We start from the raw sequence: 15617 nt of genomic DNA on the forward strand, positions 1-15617 counted from the left end.
CAGGGTCGACTCCTCGCGATGGCGTGTCGAGTCCGTCCCGCGATGCGGTCGGAGCTCGTGGCGCTTCCGAGACTAGTGGGCTGTCCGGTCGGCGAATCCACCGGATGCCACCCCGACCGAGCGCACGCCCGGAACCACGTCAGCCGACGATCAGCCGCGACCGTCGGGGTCGGTGTACTGCACGCCGAACACCATCGACGCCGGTGCGCGCACCGGCTCGACCTCCACGGTCGGGTCGTCGTCACCCGGGAAGGCGTCGCGGCCCTCGGCATCGAGGTCGCCCGACCCCGTTGCCAGGAGCCCGTCCGTGTCGTGATCGTCGGTGTCGTGATCGTCGGTGTCGAAGCGATCCCGGTCGAGATCATCCGAGTCGAGGTCGCCGTACTCGAGGTCCTCGGCATCGAGGTCGTTGTCGAGATCCGCGACCCCGTCATCGCCGGCGTACCAGGCGCGGCGTGCGGCGCGGGTCGACGGCAGGAGGCCGTGCACGAGGGTCACGACCATGCCGACGACGGCGAACCAGCCGAAGGTGAAGACACCGGTGGCGGGCACCGTCGCACCCGCGGAGCCCAGTTCACCGAGTTCGCCGCCACCGATCCAGGTGAGCAACACCATCGCGACGGCGGCGAGACCGGCGGTGGCGGCGACGGTCCGGGTGGCGCGCATCGGGTCGACGTGTGAGGCGCGGCGGGCGGCGACGATCGCGACGATCGCGGTGAGGAGCATGAGACCGGGCGCGGCCACCGAGACCGTCGAGGGCAGGACGGCGGCGATCGGCAACGGGGGCACCGACCCGCCGTGTGCGGAGAACAGGTCGCCGCCCGCGGTGCCGATGTGGGCGTCGGCGCCCACGAGGACCGCTGCCGCTCCGATGACCATGTTGGGTAGATAGAGGATCGACAGGACGGTGAGTCCGAGCGCCCCGGCGACGCCGTTGCCCTGCGTGAGGACGTCGCCGACGACCGAGAACTGCCAGACCAGCCGCACCACCAGCAGGAGTGCGCCCGCACTCAGCAGGCCGACGACCGCGACGGCGGCGGCGCGCAGCGCGTTCGGCGCCCAGTCGGCGACACCGAGACGCGCGCCGATCTCTGCCCACCGGCCATGGCAGACGCCGAGACCAGCACCGACACCGTGTACCGCAACGGTGCAGGCGAGCGCGACGAGGACGTTCGGGCTCGCGACCGTGAGGACGGTGGAGCCGTCCATCACCAGGGCGAGACTCAGGACGGTGATGAGCAGGGGTCCCGCGACGGCGGCGAGGAGGACCGCGGCGATCTCGGAGCGTCCGCGACGAGATGCGGCGCCGGCGGTCACACGGGCGACGATCGCGACGATCACCAGCGTCGGCAGCAGCGGGAGGATGCCGATGGTCACCTCGCTGATGGTCAGCGGGACCTGGTGGACGGAGAGCCACATGGCTCCGGCGGCGGCGGTCAACCCGGTCAGCGAGCTGCCCGCGGCGAGGAGGGACGCCAGGGCGAGGACGACGATGAGCAGCATCGTCGCGGCGCCGACACCGAAGGCGACGACGACGAGCTCGCGCGTGGAACCGGCACTGTGCGCGTCGTGTCGACGTTGCGCACGGCGCAGTTCCCGCAGACGGGTGGACAGGGTGTCGCCGGTGGAGATGACCATCGACGATCAGGGTGTCACCGAAGGGCCCTGACCTGGGTCAGGCGCGCCGAGTCACCTCGACGCGCCTGTCCGGTGGATCAGCGTGCGTCCGACGACCCGGGGTGTTCCGGGCTCTGGAACGAGGTGGTGCGCTCGCCGTACGGCGAGGGACCGGGCTGGGTTCCCGCGGTGGGCAGCCCGCTCGTGGCGTCGCCGCCCGTCGCCGACGCGCCCGTGCCGGACTCGGTGCCTGCCGACTGACCGTAGGTCGGCTGGGCGGTCTGCGACGGCTGCGCCTGGGCCGACTGTCCCTGCGCCGGGGTGGCTGCGGTCTGGCTCGCCGAGCCACCGGTGTGCGCGTCGGCGGAACCGGTCGACTGACCCGCGGACTGCCCCGTCGACTGGCCGTAACCGTAGGCCGAGGGGGTGACGGTGGTCTGCGCGGACGAGTCGGCGGTGGTCGACGCACGACCGGCATCGGCGGTGTGGTCGGAGTCCTGGCCGGCCGAGCCCTGCAGCGGCGCGGTCTTGAGGACCTTCGCGTCGACGAGCAGGAGGACGACGGCCACGACGGCCTGGATGAGACCGAACACCAGGAGCAGGATCGAACCGATACCGGCGCTGACGCCCTCGGGCAGGGTCACGATCTGGAAGAGCGCCATCAACGCGGCGACCACCGACAGCGGCGCGACGACATGGGAGACCTTCGCGGTGATGTTCGGCAGCAGCGTGGTGCCTGCGATCAGACCGGCACCGGCGAGCACGAGCAGCGGCACGCCGATGATCGATTGGAACAGCGTGCTGCTGCCCGCCGTGTCACCGAAGCTGATGCCGTTCGCGAAGCCGAGGAACAGGTTCACCAGGCCGAGCGCGGTCAGGATGTAGACGAGATAGGTGCCGATCGCCGCGGGCAGGCCCTGGCTGGGCTTCTTCGCCGGCGCGGGCTGACCCCACGGCTGCTGGCCGCCCTGTTGGCCCTGGCCCCAGCCCTGCTGGCCCCACGGCTGCTGGCCGTAGCCCTGCTGGCCGTACCCCTGCTGACCGGCGCCCTGCTGTGCGGGCTGCTGGCCGTAGCCCTGGTATCCCTGCTGGCCGGGCTGGCCGTAGGTCGGCTGCTGGCCGTAGCCCTGCTGACCGGGCTGCTGCGGCTGTCCGTAACCCTGCTGACCGCCACCCTGCGCGCCGGGCTGCTGGCCGTAGCCCTGGTACCCCTGCTGACCGGGCTGGCCGTAGGTGGGCTGGCCCGCCTGCTGGCCGGGCTGCTGGCCGTACCCCTGGGGGTAGCCCTGCTGGCCCCACTGCTGGCCGTAGGAACCCGGGTTCCCGTACTCCGAGCCGCTCGCGGGTGTCGATCCCGAGCCTGGTCGGTCGTGGCCCCCGCCGGATTGATACGTCATGTGGTGTCTCCTCACCGGATTCGTTCGCGTGTGACCGCGTTGGTGCACTCGTGACCTCAGGCGACCGCGTTCCCGCGATCGGCCGGCGGTCGATCGTCGCTGCCCACGCTAACGTACCGATGTCCGCGAGCAACCCCTCTGACATCGACGAAACCCGACACGACCGGCGGGTTCACCGGTCGTGTCGGGTGTGGTGTGTTTCAGCTGTACCAGGTGGGTTCGGGCAGTTCACCGATGAGCTGGTGGCGCCCGACCTCGCGACGCTTGTAGGCGACCGGGTCGTGGAGCGTGTGCGTCCGGACGTTGCGGAAGAACAGGTCGAGCCCCACCTTCGACGAGGTCGACCGGGCGCCGGTGACCTCGAAGATGCGCGTGGTGATCTCGAGCGCGACGTCGGTGGCGGCGGCCTTCGCGGCGGCCACGCGCACCTCGTGGGCGCCGCGCTCTTCGGCGGTGACGTCCCACGCGTTGTCGTGGATCCTCTGCTGCTCGACGGCCACGGCGTCGGCGAGCGCCTCGGCGGCCCACAGCTTCGTGGTCAGGTCACCGTAGGTGTCGATGACGTAGGGCTCGTCGACGGCACGGTCGAATCCCCCGTGCAGCCACGGGCGGGTCGTGTCGCGGGTGTAGTCGGCGGCGGTCTGCAGGGCGCCGCGGGCGATGCCGAGGTAGAAGTTGACGAACACCAACTGGATGATCGGCACGTTGAGCGTGTTGTAGACGCGGGGCTGGAACTCCTTGTCCACGAACCCGGCCGCCGAGGCCCACTCGGTGGTGACGTTGTCGATGGTGACGCTGCCGCTCTCGGTGAGGCGCTGGCCGAGATTGTCCCAGTCGTGGTGGAAGGTGAGGCCCTCGCTGTTGCTGGGCACGATCGCGAAGATGTGGGCGCCGGTGGTCTCGAGGACGCCCTCGAGGACGGTGACGTCGGAGACGTGCGAGCCGGTCGAGAACGACTTGCGGCCGGTGTAGCTGATGGTGTCGCCGTTGTCGGTGATCGTCACGTCGCTGTCGCGGGGGTTGACCGCGCCGCCGAAGAACCACGTGTTCTGCGTCGCCGCGGTTTCCACGGCCTCGATCTGCTCGCGCGTCCCGACGAGTCGCGCCGCCCAGAACCAGAGCAGGTGGTAGCCCAGGAGCTGGCCGATCGATCCGTCGCCGGCGGCGACGGCACGGATCACCTCGTAGGCGGTGACCCAGTTCTGGCCACCTCCGCCGTGCTCGACGGGGCCGAGGAGGGTGACCAGGCCCGACTCCTTGAGCAGGGCGACCTCGGCGTGCGGGGTCGCGCCGGCGCGGTCGCGCTCCACGGCGTCGGCGGCGAGGATCGAGGCGACCTCGTGGGCGCGTCGGATCCAGCCGGCGGAGTCGCTCGGCGTCTCGGTCCAGGCGCTGCGGTCGGGATGGACGGTGGTGTCACGGGAAAGGGTGGAAGTCATGGAGGACATGACAGCAACCGAACAGGTGTCTGTGACCCGTTGCGCGCGCGGTGAGTCCAACCCCGCTCACCAGCGGTGCGCGGCCCCCTGGGCGGTGAACCACTCGAGCAGTGACGGATCGTCCATCGATCGCGGGTCGATCGCGACGTCGGTGCGACCGGCCAGGATCCCGGTGACCGGGACCTCGAGTTTCTTGCCGGTGCGCGTGTGCGGGATGCCGGGGGCCTCGATCACCTCGTCGGGGACGTGCCGCGGGGACAGGCGTGTGCGGACGTCGGAGGCGATGCGCGCGATGAGTGCGTCGTCGAGGACGGCACCGTCGACGAGGGTGACGAACAACGGCATCCAGTAGGCGCCGTCGGGTCCGTCGACACCGAGGACGAAGGCCTCGGCGACCTCGGGTACGGCCTCGACGACCTCGTAGATGTCGGCCGATCCCATGCGGATGCCGTGGCGGTTGAGCGTCGCGTCGCTGCGTCCGTGGATCACGACCGATCCGCGGTCGGTGACCGTCACCCAGTCGCCGTGACGCCACACCCCCGGCGCCGGACCCTGGTCCCACTCGTGCTCGAAATAGGCTGCGCGGTAGCGGCTGCCGTCGTCATCGGCCCAGAACGACACCGGCATCGACGGCATCGGGGTGGTGATGACCATCTCCCCGACCTCGTCGACCAGTTCGGTCCGGTCGGGCGCCCAGCTGTGCAGGGCCACGCCGAGGTAGCGCACCGAGAGCTCGCCGGGGACCACCGGTTCACCGACGGATCCACCGGCGAAGGCGGTGACGACGTCGGTGCCCCCGCTGACCGACGACACCGCGACGTCGGCGCCGACGTTCTCGTCGACCCAGTCGAACAGGTCGGCGGCCAGCGTCGAGCCGGTGCTGCCCAGGGTCGCGAGGCGGTGCAGGTCGTGATCGGTGCCGGGGTGCAGTCCCGCCTTGCGGGAGGCCTGCAGCTGGCCCGGACTGGTCCCGAAGTAGGTGACGCCCTCGCGCTCGAGCAGCGACCACAGCTGGTCGGCGTCGGGATATAGCGGGGAGCCCGAATAGCAGATCACCGTTGCGCCGCAGAGCAATCCAGCGACCCGGTAGTTCCACATCATCCAGCTGAGCGCGGTCTGCCAGAAGAAGACGTCTCCCGGGCCGAGGTCGGAGTGCAGCGAGATGACCTTGAGGTGTTCCAGCACGACGCCGCCGTGGCCGTGGACGATGCCCTTCGGCCGGCCGGTGGTCCCGGAGCTGAAGAGCACCCACAGCGGGTGGTCGAAGGCGACGTCGGCGACCTGCGGGGTGCGGGCCTCGGCGACGACGGCGGCGTGATCGATGACGGTGACCTCACCCCATCCGTCGGTGCACAGGTCGGGGCCGCCCTCGATGTGCACCGTGACGATCGCGCGCAGGGTGGGCAGCGCGGCGACGAGTTCATCGACGTGCGACCGTTTGTCGATCCACTTGCCGTTGTAGCGGTAGCCGTTCGCGACGATCAGCGCGCTCGGGGCGAGCTGGCCGAGGCGGGCGGCGGCGCCGTCGGGTGCGTAGTCGGCGCCGCAGCCCGACCAGATGGCGCCGAGCGATGCGGTCGCGAGGAAGACGGTCATCGCCTCGACGACGTCGGGCAGGTAGCCGACGACCACGTCGCCGCGCCCCACGCCGGCATCGGCGAGAGCCGCGGCGAGAGCGCCGATCTGTCCGGGCAGGTCGGCACGGTCGACGACCGTCCGCTCCCCTGCCTCGTCGATCCCGACGAGCGCGGGTCCCTTCGCGTCCCGGGCGTGCCGCAGGACCTCGTCGACGTAGTTCAGCTCGACACCGGGGAACCACCGGGCCCCGGGCATCCCCGGGTCCGGGAGGACGGCGTCGTCGCCGGAATCCAGTGGTGCGCCGCGGTTCTCCAGGTCGAAGAAATCCCACAGTGCACGCCAGAATCGTGCGGGCTCGTCGATCGACCACTGCCACATCGCGGCGTAGTCGCCTCTCACACCGTCGGGGAGTCCGTCGGCGAACCGTTCGATCGCCGTGGTCATCGGGCGCTCACACCCAGCATCTGCGCCGCCTGTTCGCGCATCACCACCTTGCGCACCTTGCCGGTCACGGTCATCGGGAACTCGTCGACGACGTGGACATACCTCGGGATCTTGTGCTTCGCGATCACCCCGGACGCGAAGTCCCGCAACGACTCCGCCGTCATCGCGGGCGCGCCGTCACGCAGGCGCACCCACGCCATGATCTCCTCGCCGTATCGCTCGTCGGGGACACCGATCACCTGGGCGTCGAGGATGTCGGGGTGGGTGTACAGGAACTCCTCGATCTCGCGGGGGTAGATGTTCTCGCCACCCCGGATCACCATGTCCTTGATCCGTCCGGTGATCTGCACGTAGCCGTCGGCGTCCATCACGGCGATGTCGCCGGTGTGCATCCATCCGTCGTCGCCGAGCACCTCGGCCGTCTTCGCAGGCTCGTTCCAGTAGCCGCTCATCACGCTGTACCCGCGCGTGCAGAACTCGCCGGCGACCCCGCGGTCGACGATGGCGTCGTCGCCGTCGACGATCTTGATCTCGAGGTGCGGACCCACGCGCCCGACCGTGCCGACACGGCGGTCGAGGGAGTCGTCGGTGCGGGTCTGCGTCGAGACCGGTGACGTCTCGGTCATGCCGTAGCAGATCGACACCTCGTCCATGTTCATCCGCGTGACCACCTGGCGCATCACGTGTTCCGGACACGGCGAACCCGCCATGATCCCCGTGCGCAACGACGACAGGTCGTGGTCGTCGGCGTCTGGCGAATCGAGGAGGGCGAGCTCGGCGATGAACATGGTCGGCACACCGTACAGACTGGTACATCTGTGCTGCTCGACCGCACGCAGGGTCGCCGCCGGGTCGAAAGCCGGGGCGGGGATCACCATCGCGGCACCGTGACTCGTCGCCGCGAGATTGCCCATCACCATGCCGAAACAGTGATAGAACGGCACCGGGATCGCGATCCGGTCGGCCTCGGTGTACCCGCACAGCTCCCCGACGAGGTACCCGTTGTTGCCGATGTTCCGATGCGACAACGTCGCGCCCTTCGGGAAACCCGTTGTGCCCGAAGTGTACTGGATGTTGATCGGGTCGTCAGGGGACAGTCCCGCCGTCACCTCGGCGACCGCCGCCGACACCTCGGGTGTCGGCGGGGCGAGCAACTCGTCCCACTCCGGGTCACCCATCACGACGACCTCGCGCAGTTCCGGGCACGACGCACGCGCCGTGGCGAGCATGGCGCGGTAGTCGGAGTCCTTGAACGACGGCGCCGCGATGACCGTCGACGCCCCCGACTGCACGAGTGCGTACTCGATCTCGCGCTGCCGGTACGCGGGGTTGAGGTTGACGAGAATGACGCCGATCTCGGCGCACGCGTACTGGGTGACCACCCACTCCCACCGGTTCGGCGACCACAGTCCGAGGCGGTCGGCCGGGCGCAGGCCATGCGTGTACAGGCCGGCGGCGAGGGCGTGCACCGTCTCGGCGAACTCGCGATAGGTCCACCGCCGATCGGCCGCGCAGTCGATGAGCGCGTCGTTGTCGGGGACGCGGGCGACCGTGGCGGCGAGGGTGGCGGGGATGGTCGTCTCGAGCAGAGGCGGTCGTGCCTCGCCGCGCGCGTACGAGGGCTCAGGGGCGGACGGGGCGGAGGACTCGGTCATACCGACATGATGCATCCCTACGTGACACACGTCACGATCGCCGCCTACGGTGGTGTCACCGACACACGGTGACCCACCGAACACAAAGGACGGCCGCCCCCACCACCCCCGGGGCCGCGGCCGGACACATACGCAAAGGCCCAGGTGACCCCTATGACCCTCGCAACCGACCGTCGCAACGACGGCCCGACCGACCCGCACCGAGACGGTGCGACCGCGTTCTCCCTCGACGACCGCTACACCCGGGAGTCCGGCACGATCTACCTCACCGGCATCCAGGCGCTGGTCCGCATGGTCACAGACCGCGCCCGGCTCGATCGCCGCACCGGCCTCCACACCGCGTCGTTCATCTCCGGCTACGAGGGATCCCCACTCGCCGGCTACGACCTCGAGATCGGACGCCGACGTCGACACCTCGAACCGTGGGACGTCACCCATCGCCCCGCCCTGAACGAGGAACTCGCCGCGACCTCGGTGATGGGTTCACAGGTCGCCGCCCGGGTCGGCCACCTCGCCGCTGACGCCGGCGGCCACGACCGCGACGGCGTCGTCGGGTACTGGTACGGCAAGGCACCCGGTCTCGACCGCGCATCGGACGCCCTGCGCCACGCGAACCTCATCGGCACCCACCACCACGGGGGCGCGGTGGCCCTCGTCGGCGACGACCCGGGCGCGAAGAGCTCCACGGTCCCGTGCGCGTCGGAGATGGCGCTGGCCGACCTGTACATGCCGATCCTCTACCCCGCCGACTCGCAGGACATCCTCGACTTCGGCATCCACGCGGCGATGATGTCGCGGGTGTCGGGACTGTGGACGTCGATGAAGATCTCCGCCCACGTCGCCGACGGCGCATCGACCGCGGTCGTCGACCCCGAACGGATCGTGCCGGTCTACGGCGATCTGGGGACCAGCCCGCACATCCCGAGCGGCAAACTGCTCGGCGCAAACCTGATGGAGCTCGAACAGAACCAGCTGACCATCCGCAAGCCGCGCGCCGAGGAATACGCGCGGCTGAACCGGCTCAACAGGATCGTGTCGCGCACGGCCGACGATCGCATCGGCATCGTCGCCGCGGGCAAGACCTACCTCGACGTACGAGAGGCGTTGCGACTCATCGGTGTCGGCGACGACGAGCTGGGCGCGCTGGGGATCCGGATCCTGAAGCTCGGCATGGTCTACCCGTTCGAGCGCCAGATCCTCGACGAGTTCGTCGCCGGTCTCGACGAGGTGATCGTGGTGGAGGAGAAGCGCGATTTCATCGAGACGATGATGCGCGACATCCTATTTCGTCGACCAGAAGCCCCGGCGATCGTCGGCAAGACCAACGAGGATGGGTCCACCCTGTTCTCGCGGTTCGGGGAACTCGACACCGACGCGGTGGTACGCGGACTGGCGTCGCGCCTCGCCCGCCGCCACCACGTGCCCGCCGCGGTCGACTGGATCGAGCGCCAGAGCCGCAAACGCACCCGCATCGAACTGCCGCTCGCCGTGCGCAGTCCCTACTTCTGTTCGGGGTGCCCGCACAACAGTTCCACCAAGGTCTCCGACGACACCCTCGTCGGAGCCGGGATCGGTTGCCACGCCATGGTTCTGCTGATGGATCCGGCGCAGGTCGGCGACGTCACCGGCGTCACCCAGATGGGCGGGGAGGGCGCGCAGTGGTTGGGCATGGCGCCCTTCCTCACCGAACGCCACTTCGTGCAGAACGTCGGCGACGGCACCTTCATGCACTCGGGGTCCCTCGCGCTGCGCTACGCCGTCGCCTCCGGCGAGAACATCACCTACAAGTTGCTCTACAACGGCACCGTCGCGATGACCGGCGGCCAGGACGCCGTCGGCGCGCAGGGACTACCGCAACTGACGGCGTTGCTGCTCGCCGAAGGGGTCCGCCGCGTCGTGATCACCTCCGACGACCCGACCCGCACCCGCGCACTGGGTCTGCCGGCGGGGGTGACCGTCCGGCACCGCGACGACATGCTCGAGGTGCAGAACGAGCTGGCCGCGGTCACGGGCGTCACCGTTCTCGTGCACGATCAGCACTGCGCTGCGGAGAAGCGACGGAAGCGCAAGCGCGGCACCGCGCCGGTCCCGACCCAGCGCGTGATGATCAACGAACGCATCTGCGAGGGGTGCGGCGACTGCGGCGAGACGTCCAACTGCCTGTCGGTGCACCCGGTGGAGACCGAGTTCGGGCGCAAGACCCACATCGACCAGAGCTCGTGCAATCTCGACTTCTCGTGCCTCAAGGGCGACTGCCCGTCGTTCGTGACCGTGACACCCGGAACCGCACCGACCCGTCGCGCGGCCGTCGATGATCTCGCGGCCGACTCGGTGGCCGAACCGGCACACCGGCGCACCGCGACCGACGGCTTCCGCCTGCGTGTGACGGGTATCGGCGGCACCGGTGTCGTCACGGTGTCGCAGGTGCTCGCCACCGCGGGTGTCCTCGACGGCCACGACGCACGCACCGTCGACATGACCGGTCTCGCCCAGAAGGGCGGAGCGGTGGTGAGCGACGTCAAGATCGGGCCGCCCACATCCGACGGCCCGATCGAGCAGGCGGCGAAGATCGCCTCCGGTGACTGCGACCTGTACCTGTCGTGCGATCCGCTCGTCGGTGCCGACCCTGTGAACCTCAAGGTGGCGAGTCCGGACCGGACGACAGCCGTTGTGTCGACGAGCGCGATCCCGACCGGCGCCATGGTCGTCGACACCTCCGTCGGCTTCCCCTCCGACCAGCAGATCCACGACGCGATCGACCGTGCGACCGGACGGGCGGTCTACCTCGACCCGATGGCGTTGGCCACCGACCTGTTCGGCGACGAGCAGTACGCCAACATGCTGATGGTCGGGGCGGCGTATCAGACGGGGGCGCTGGCGATCTCGGCCGAGTCACTGGAACAGGCGATCGAGCTCAACGGTGTCGCGGTGGCCGCGAACCTGCAGGCGTTCCGACGCGGACGTCACGTGGTCGCCGAGCCCGATGCCGTGCGCGAGGCGATCGCGCAACGGCACCCGCAGCCGGTCGCGACGCAGCCCTCGGCCATCGCACGAGAGATGATCGCACCGCTGGGTGATCTCGACGACGAGGTGCGCGAGCTCGTGCTTCGGCGGGTCGACGAGCTGATCGCGTACCAGGATCGGCGCTACGCGCAGGCCTTCCTGGACGACGTCGAACGGGTCCGGGTGGCCGAGGCGGCCCTGGGCTCCTCGCGTCTCACGGTCGCCGTCGTGCGCCACCTGTTCAAGCTCATGGCCTACAAGGATGAGTACGAGGTGGCCCGGCTGACCGCCGACGCCACCTTCGCGGTCGAGGTCGCCGGCCAGTTCGGCGACGACGCGAAGGTCGCGGTGCGCTTGCACCCGCCGACGTTGCGGGCGATGGGCATGCGGAACAAGCTGTCGCTGGGCGGCTGGGCGCGACCGGCGCTCTCGGGTCTGGCGCGGGCGAAGAGGCTGCGGGGCACCCGACTCGACCCGTTCGGTCGGGCCGAGGTGCGCCGTACCGAGCGCGCACTCGTCGCGGAGTACCGCGAGCTCCTCGGCGCGATGGTCACAGCACTGCGGAGCGGGGAGATCGACAGAGATCGACTCGACGCCGCCGTGGCGCTGGCCGAGCTGCCCGACATGGTGCGCGGATACGAGTCGATCAAGATGGCGAACGTCGAGCGTTATCGGGCGGAACTGTCGCGACAGCGGGGTGCGCTGGGCGTCTGAGCGTCACCGCACCGGATGGGTGGTGAGCTCGGCAACGGTGTCGCGGTGGGTCCAGGTGATCGACCGGTCGGGGTGCATGTGGGCATGCCAGAGCCCAACGGTCTTCACGTGGTGATGGAGCACGCACAGCAACGCGAGGTTGATCCTGATCGTCCACCCGCCGGCGGTCGGGTTCGTGTGGTCGAACGGGATCTGGTGGTCGATCTCGCAGGCACCGGGCGGTTGGTTGCAGTACGGGAACCGGCAGTGCTGATCGTGATCGGTGATCCAGTTCCGTAGCGACCGTGACGGTGTGTAGGCGAGCGCACCTGGGGGCGGTCCGGGAGCCGGCGTGTGACCGGACGTCTGACGATGACCGTCGCGGATGCAGCCGACGGTGCCCGCGGGCTGGAGCGGTCCACGACGGGCACCAGCGGCCGACGTCGACGACTGGGCGGTGAGGATGTCATCGTACAACATTCGCCACGGCGCGTCCGCCGAGAGTGACAGCGCCAGTGCGGGGTCGATGGCACCGTGACCGTCGATCCACGGGGTCATCTCACCGCCATGGCCAATGAGCGTCGAGGCGTCGGCGTGCACGACGACGAGAGTGGGGGCCGGCACCAGCTCGGTGGAGGGTGCACCGGACGCACCGGGGCAATCGTCGGCGCCGCACCAGCACGACAGCGTGGTCTCGCCACGGATGAGTGCGAGGTGAGCTGCGGCTCGCTTCTGGCCGATGCGTCGGGAATCACCAGGGCACAGTGTGGCGACGAGCGCAGCGATGCGCCCGTCGATCTCGACGCCATCCTGCGCCGGAACACATCCGGTGATGGCGGAGTGGCCGTGCCGGTCGGGCTTCACGCGGAAGTCCTGCTGCTCGGCGAAGTCCCGTCGATCGCGTGCGGCCTGCTCGGGATCGAGCTCGATGCACATCTCTTCGAGCCTGTCGCGGAGTTGTCGGTGCGACATCGCCGTGTCGGCGTCGAGCCGGATGGCCTCGGCCTCGAGCTGTTTGCGCACGAGCGGCTCGTGGCCGGCGATGGTGGTGGCGATCATGTTCACGCGATAGAAGTCCATGTCGCCGTGGAGAAATGCGGCACGGAGGTCTGGGAGGTCGTCGAGCAGAATCGACAACCCGATGATCGTCGTGGCCTTCGACGTCGACACGCCGAGTGCGGTGGCGACCTCGACGGTGGCGCCCTTGTCGGCGATGTTGCCGAACTGCGGACCCATCCCGTCGTCGCCCGCCGAGATCGCCGCGAACCTGATCGCATGCAGACGACCCGCCGCGATGACCTTGGCTGCTGCGCAACGGTTCTCCGACCGCTGAGCGTCCTGCGCCATCTGCGTCGCGATACGGGCGGACGGCGACGCCACCAGGTCGTCGACCCCCGTGACATCCACCCCCGCGAACATGACATCAGCGTAGGGGCACCCTCCGACAACGCACCTCGGACGACAACTGCCACGGCACTCTGTCCACAGGAGCACTCCGTCCACAGACGCGCATCGGAGCGATACACCGGGTCCATTTTCTGACACCAGTGACAAATTATGAACAAGACTGCTAAATTCGAGCCGTGGCCACGACACCGACAGCCAAGCCGTCGACCTTCATCCAGGAGAAGCGCCGTCGGCAACTCGTCGACGCGACCATCACGGTGCTCGCCGAGACCGGTGTCGCAGGAGCCACCTTCGTGGCCATCGCCGCACGCGCGGGCGTGAGTCGCGGGGTCATCAACTACCACTTCGCCGATCGTGCGGCCCTGCTCGACGCCGTGGTGGTGCACATCTACTCGCTCGGCCGCGACGAGGTCGAGTCGTCCGTCCGGGGCGCGAGCTCACCGGCCGCCGCGATACGAGCGATGATCACCGGCAGCATCGCCTTCTACGCCCGGCACATCCACGAGATGATCGCGCTGTCGGCGATCTACCGCTCCGACGATGTCGACACCGTCGGACGTGGCGATCGCGGCGAGCACTCCGCCGAGATGGCAAAGCTGACGGCGATCCTGCGGCGCGGGCAGCGTGCTCGCGAGTTCCGCCGGTTCGATGTCGACGTGATGGCCGCGTCGATTCGCGCCGTTCTCGATTCGGCCATCGGCCAGTTGGCCGGCGGCGCCGATCCCACCCGCCTGGGTCGCGAGATCGGCAACCTGTTCGACGCAGCGACCCGATCGGAGACGTCATGAGGAAGACCCTCTGCACCCTCACCGCGCTCGCAGTGATGGCCACCGCGGCATGTGGTGACGACAACCGGCCCGCTTCGGTCCCCACCGACGCACCGCTGCGCGTGGAGACCAGCAGCGGTGTGCTGCAAGGGAGGGCCGACACGACCACCCGGCAGTTCCTCGGCATCCGGTACGCCCAGCCGCCCACCGGCGCGCAGCGGTGGACGCTGCCCACATCGGTCGACACCCCCGACGCCCGCGTGGACGCCACCAGACCCGGTGCGCAATGCGAGCAGGTCCCGACGCCGGGTGTCACGTCCACGTCGAGCGAGGACTGCCTCTTCGTGAACGTCACGACCCCGCGAAAGATCACGGCGGGCACGCCGCTACCCGTGATGGTCTGGTGGCACGGAGGCGGTTACACGACGGGCTCCGGCTCCGCCTACGACGCACAGCGACTCGCCGACACCGGCGACGTCATGGTCGTGACGGTGAACTACCGTCTCGGCATCTTCGGCTATCTCGCACTCCCCGGACTCAAGGGCGGCGGGGACTTCGGGTTGGCCGACCAGCTCGAGTCACTGCGATGGGTGGAGCGGAACGCGAAGGCGTTCGGCGGCGACCCCGGCAACGTCACCGTCTTCGGCGAGTCCGCCGGCGGGATGTCGACATGCGCAGCGCTCACCTCGCCGGCCGCGCGCGGCCTCATCGACAAGGCCATCGTCTCGTCGGGATCGTGTGCACTGGTGTTCCCCGCGGGGGCCTTCTATCCCGGAGTGCCGCAGCAGCGACCGTACGTACCCGCCGCGACCGCCATCGCGACGGGGACGACTGCCGCGCAGGCCCTGGGATGCGCCGGCACCACGACCCTCGACTGCCTGCGATCGCGGCCGACGTCGGCGCTTCTCGAGCAGAACGAGAACTTCAGCAACGATCTCGCCTTCGGGACCGACCTGCTCCCCCGTGATCCTCGAGCCGCCGTCACCTCGGGTGACACGCTACGTGTCCCGATGATCTCCGGCGGCAACCGCGACGAGAACGACGCCTTCACCGCCGGCGCGCTCGCCGCGACGCCGACCGCGTACACCACGGAGTCGTTCGCGAACGATCTCCGGGCCGCCTACGGCGCACGCGCCGGCGATGTCGCGCAACGGTATCCGCTGTCGCGTTTCGCCGGCGCACCGGCCGCCCTCGCCCGTACGTTCACCGATGCCGGTTGGGCCTGTCCGACAACGCGTTCCGCACAGCAGTACGCGGCGCACGCACCGGTGTTCAGCTACGAGTTCTCCGACGAGACCGGGCCCAACGTGAGCGGTGGATCGTCACCGCAGATCCCGAAGGCGGCATTCCACGCCAACGATCTGCCGTACATCTTCGACATCGGCGGACGGGATCTCGTGCCGAACGACCCGCAGGCAGCGTTGTCGCGCAGCATGATCGAGTATTGGACGTCGTTCGCGCACACGGGCACTCCCAGCACCGAGAACGCGCCGACCTGGCCCCGGACCACCACCGCGTCAGCGCCCGTTCTCGGGTTCACGTCGTCGGGCGTTCGCCTGGTCGACCATGCCGCCGACCACCAATGCTCGTTCTGGGCAGGTGTGGCTGTGCGCTGAC

The 15617-nt window shown here is 69.5% G+C and carries 9 protein-coding genes; 3 read left to right on the plus strand and 6 right to left on the minus strand.

The features are described from left to right. Positions 1-150 precede the first annotated feature (150 nt). The 5 genes from TU34_RS16705 to TU34_RS16725 form a co-directional block, all read right to left on the minus strand. Complete coding sequence (locus TU34_RS16705; protein ID WP_045824026.1) at positions 151-1638, minus strand: cell division protein PerM; 1488 nt, start codon at positions 1636-1638, stop codon at positions 151-153. A 77-nt stretch (positions 1639-1715) separates the two neighbouring features. Then, complete coding sequence (locus tag TU34_RS23940; protein ID WP_052688994.1) at positions 1716-3014, minus strand: DUF5336 domain-containing protein; 1299 nt, start codon at positions 3012-3014, stop codon at positions 1716-1718. A 200-nt stretch (positions 3015-3214) separates the two neighbouring features. Further along, positions 3215-4453 carry an acyl-CoA dehydrogenase family protein gene (locus tag TU34_RS16715; protein ID WP_045824027.1) on the minus strand — a complete coding sequence of 413 codons (1239 nt, stop codon included), beginning with the start codon at positions 4451-4453 and terminating at the stop codon, positions 3215-3217. 66 nt (positions 4454-4519) lie between these two features. Beyond that, complete coding sequence (locus tag TU34_RS16720; RefSeq protein WP_045824028.1) at positions 4520-6475, minus strand: acetoacetate--CoA ligase; 1956 nt, start codon at positions 6473-6475, stop codon at positions 4520-4522. Further along, entirely contained in the window at positions 6472-8130 is a 1659-nt protein-coding gene (locus TU34_RS16725; RefSeq protein ID WP_082080374.1) for an AMP-binding protein, read from the minus strand. The genes TU34_RS16720 and TU34_RS16725 overlap by 4 nt, the downstream gene beginning before the upstream one ends. Before the next feature lie 153 nt (positions 8131-8283). On the opposite strand from TU34_RS16725, the gene TU34_RS16730 reads away from it, so the two are divergent. Then, a complete protein-coding gene (locus TU34_RS16730) occupies positions 8284-11847 on the plus strand; it encodes an indolepyruvate ferredoxin oxidoreductase family protein (RefSeq protein ID WP_045824030.1) in 3564 nt (1187 codons plus the stop codon). 3 nt (positions 11848-11850) lie between these two features. On the opposite strand, the gene TU34_RS16735 is transcribed toward TU34_RS16730, so the two are convergent. After that, positions 11851-13245 carry an HNH endonuclease signature motif containing protein gene (locus tag TU34_RS16735; protein ID WP_045824031.1) on the minus strand — a complete coding sequence of 465 codons (1395 nt, stop codon included), beginning with the start codon at positions 13243-13245 and terminating at the stop codon, positions 11851-11853. 164 nt (positions 13246-13409) lie between these two features. On the opposite strand from TU34_RS16735, the gene TU34_RS16740 reads away from it, so the two are divergent. Beyond that, positions 13410-14021: a TetR family transcriptional regulator gene (locus TU34_RS16740; protein ID WP_052688995.1), complete on the plus strand. Its 612-nt coding sequence runs from the start codon at positions 13410-13412 to the stop codon at positions 14019-14021. Then, positions 14018-15616, plus strand: coding sequence for a carboxylesterase/lipase family protein (locus tag TU34_RS16745; protein ID WP_045824032.1), 1599 nt, complete (start codon positions 14018-14020; stop codon positions 15614-15616). The genes TU34_RS16740 and TU34_RS16745 overlap by 4 nt, the downstream gene beginning before the upstream one ends. The last annotated feature ends 1 nt before the right edge of the window (position 15617 follow it).

This window comes from Williamsia herbipolensis, assembly GCF_000964005.1.
GTDB lineage: Bacteria > Actinomycetota > Actinomycetes > Mycobacteriales > Mycobacteriaceae > Williamsia_A > Williamsia_A herbipolensis.

Bases quoted from the DNA above. Each gene is read 5' to 3' on its own strand.
- TU34_RS16705 (WP_045824026.1), bottom strand. From the start codon at position 1,638: ATGGTCATCTCCACCGGCGACACCCTGTCCACCCGTCTGCGGGAACTG.
- TU34_RS23940 (WP_052688994.1), bottom strand. From the start codon at position 3,014: ATGACGTATCAATCCGGCGGGGGCCACGACCGACCAGGCTCGGGATCG.
- TU34_RS16715 (WP_045824027.1), bottom strand. From the start codon at position 4,453: ATGACTTCCACCCTTTCCCGTGACACCACCGTCCATCCCGACCGCAGC.
- TU34_RS16720 (WP_045824028.1), bottom strand. From the start codon at position 6,475: ATGACCACGGCGATCGAACGGTTCGCCGACGGACTCCCCGACGGTGTG.
- TU34_RS16725 (WP_082080374.1), bottom strand. From the start codon at position 8,130: ATGACCGAGTCCTCCGCCCCGTCCGCCCCTGAGCCCTCGTACGCGCGC.
- TU34_RS16730 (WP_045824030.1), top strand. From the start codon at position 8,284: ATGACCCTCGCAACCGACCGTCGCAACGACGGCCCGACCGACCCGCAC.
- TU34_RS16735 (WP_045824031.1), bottom strand. From the start codon at position 13,245: ATGTTCGCGGGGGTGGATGTCACGGGGGTCGACGACCTGGTGGCGTCG.
- TU34_RS16745 (WP_045824032.1), top strand. From the start codon at position 14,018: ATGAGGAAGACCCTCTGCACCCTCACCGCGCTCGCAGTGATGGCCACC.